Origin of the sequence: Serratia sp. OS31 (genome assembly GCF_014164835.1) — a bacterium.
GTDB lineage: Bacteria > Pseudomonadota > Gammaproteobacteria > Enterobacterales > Enterobacteriaceae > Serratia > Serratia liquefaciens_A.
Window position 1 is genome coordinate 1 of the sequence record NZ_JACJFQ010000081.1, and the last position, 2,433, is coordinate 2,433.

The 2,433-nt window shown below is 60.0% G+C and carries 3 protein-coding genes and 1 pseudogene; all 4 read left to right on the plus strand.

Annotated elements, in window-relative coordinates; all coding sequences use genetic code 11:
- The coding region (locus H5P17_RS26290) for an Rpn family recombination-promoting nuclease/putative transposase (protein WP_182825900.1) at positions 1-745 on the plus strand (745 nt) is incomplete at its 5' end.
- A 28-nt stretch (positions 746-773) separates the two neighbouring features.
- Complete coding sequence (locus tag H5P17_RS26295; protein ID WP_182825901.1) at positions 774-1,388, plus strand: DUF2913 family protein; 615 nt, start codon at positions 774-776, stop codon at positions 1,386-1,388.
- A 108-nt stretch (positions 1,389-1,496) separates the two neighbouring features.
- Positions 1,497-1,694 (plus strand): hypothetical protein, encoded by a 198-nt coding sequence (locus H5P17_RS26300; RefSeq protein WP_182825902.1) that lies wholly within the window; start codon positions 1,497-1,499, stop codon positions 1,692-1,694.
- Positions 1,695-1,851: 157 nt separating this feature from the next.
- Positions 1,852-2,433: pseudogene (locus tag H5P17_RS26305) on the plus strand (ATP-dependent helicase); the annotation flags it as partial.

Below are 2,433 nucleotides of genomic sequence, written 5' to 3' on the forward strand. Positions count from 1 at the left end.
CGGCGCTGACGGTTACGTGCACGTGCACGTGCTTATTGAGCACCAGTCTAGCCCGGATAAGCACATGGCCTTTCGCCTCATCCGATATGCTGTCGCCGCCATGCAGCGTCATCTCGACGCCGGTCACAAAAAGCTGCCACTGGTCATTCCGGTGCTGTTCTATACCGGCAAACGCAGCCCGTATCCGTACTCGACCAACTGGCTGCAGGAATTTGATGATCCGACGTTGGCCGGGAAACTGTACACCGGCGATTTTCCGCTGGTTGATGTGACGACCATTCCCGACGAAGAGATTATGGGTCACCGCAGCATGGCCGCACTGACTCTGCTGCAGAAACATATTCGCCAGCGCGACCTGGCCGAACTGACCGACAGACTGTCCGCCATTCTGCTGTCCGGCTATCTCTCTTCGCCGCAGGTGATTTCGCTGATACACTATATTATCCAGGCCGGTGAGTCGGCAGATGCGCAGGCATTTGTTCGAGCACTGGCCCTGCGGGTACCGCAACATGAGGATGAACTGATGACCATCGCACAACAGCTTGAACAAAAAGGTATCGAGAAGGGTATCCAGAAAGGTATCCAATTGGGTGAACAGCGCGGTATGGAAAAAGGGCGCCAAGAAGGTGAACGCGAAGCTGCACTGAAAATCGCCCGCACCATGCTGGCCAATGGCCTCGATCGCGATTCGATCATGAAGATGACCGGTCTGACCGCTGACGATCTGGCGCAGATCCGCCACTAATCCTTTGCGTCAACGGGCAGGGTAGCCATTGTTAGATAAAACCGAATCCGTTACCACAGAGAACACTACCTCAGCACTCAGCCATCTGGCGTTCTGCGCCCTGGTGGCGTTGGGGCTGGCGCGCCAGGACGGCATCGCCGGCACGCCCTATGCCGAAAACCTGTTCCTGATCCGCTGGCTGGCCACCGCCCAAAAGCAAAAACGCTTCCCCAGGAGCGTGGCGATTGATATCCAGTGGTTACTCGAACGTGGCCGCAAACACGGCCCGGCCGGCAAACTGCGTCAGCATCTTGACTACCTCTGGCGCTCCTGCAGCGGCAATCTGGCCGCACAATCCGATCTGTTCCGGCTCACCTACGCCTCCGAAACCCTGAAAGACCAGGGCTGGGACAATTATGTGCTGGACGCGAAAGAGTGGAAGTCCGGCGTCGTGCCGACACCGTCACAGCATAACGGGTTCTACGTCGAAAAAACGGCGCTGAATGCCGCCTTTGCCCAGGACGGTCGCCATCTGCACCCCGTAACCTTTCGGGTTGTCGGTGACGCCGACCGGTTTACGCACATCATGGCGGAGTACGGACTGGGCACCCGCCGGCTGGGCAGCACGGCGACCTGCCACACCATCGCGCTGGAGCCTGCGTAAACGACATCATCGCAGCCCGGTAAAAGGACAGATATAGCGGCACCTGACCCACCGTCGCCGGCAGACACGCAGCCGGCTGTGCTGAGGTCACGTTAACAGGGTGATACCATGACCGGACACAAAAACACACCTTCACGCGCTGACAACGCGGAGACTGGGATTGCGTATCTGTCCCTCCATCTCACCGCCATCCTCTGCCAGCTCGCCCTGCTGGATAACCTGCATCAGCTGGATATCAGCCCGGTTGCCCACCGCCGCATGAATCCCGCGGATATGGCTGACGCCCTGAAAATCCTGCTGGCGTAAGGATGGCTGCAGGAGATGAACAACCGCTACCACCTGGCCGGTCATGATAACGTGGTTTACCGCTACATGGTCACCCACCCCGCAGTCTGGGGGGCTTGCCCGCAGCCACCCCGGCCATTCACGCCTGTTAAGCGGCCTGCGTACGCGCAGGGCCCGGATGTGGCACGCGCTTCTCGCCGGGGACGAGGCGGCCCTGCCACAACACCTGGACGAGTGGATGCCCCATCCCGGCTACGCCCCACAGGCGCACCCCGCTTTTCAGCTGTTGGCTGACGAGGCCGGTCGACACACCTTTGCGCTGTTGAACGAGGGTATTCAGATAGCGCTGCTGGCCAACTTTCTCGTTGATGCCTGTTACCGCCTCACTGAGTGTTCCGCACTCTATCAGTATGCCTGCACCTTCAGCGACGCGGGGAGCACGACACCGCCCGCGTTACGGGAGCCCCTGGCGCTGCAGGTCCTGTGGCGAGGCGACCACAACCGCCTTGACCAAATTAGGGGGGAGGGTGAACTGCCTCCGACCGTCACAGGCTGGATTGCCCTGAGCCGCGGACAAAAAGACGCTGCGCTCGATGCATACCGGCTGCTCGTTAGTCAATACCGCAAGGCTACGCGCAAACGCAAGCTGCACCTGCCACCCTTGCCGTCCATGATGGCCGCATTAACGCTGCTGGCCAATCATGAGCCTGCGTATACCGCAACACTTCGGGAACTGGCCCACCATGCCATCGAGGAGGGG

Bases quoted from the DNA above. Each gene is read 5' to 3' on its own strand.
- H5P17_RS26300 (WP_182825902.1), top strand. From the start codon at position 1,497: ATGACCGGACACAAAAACACACCTTCACGCGCTGACAACGCGGAGACT.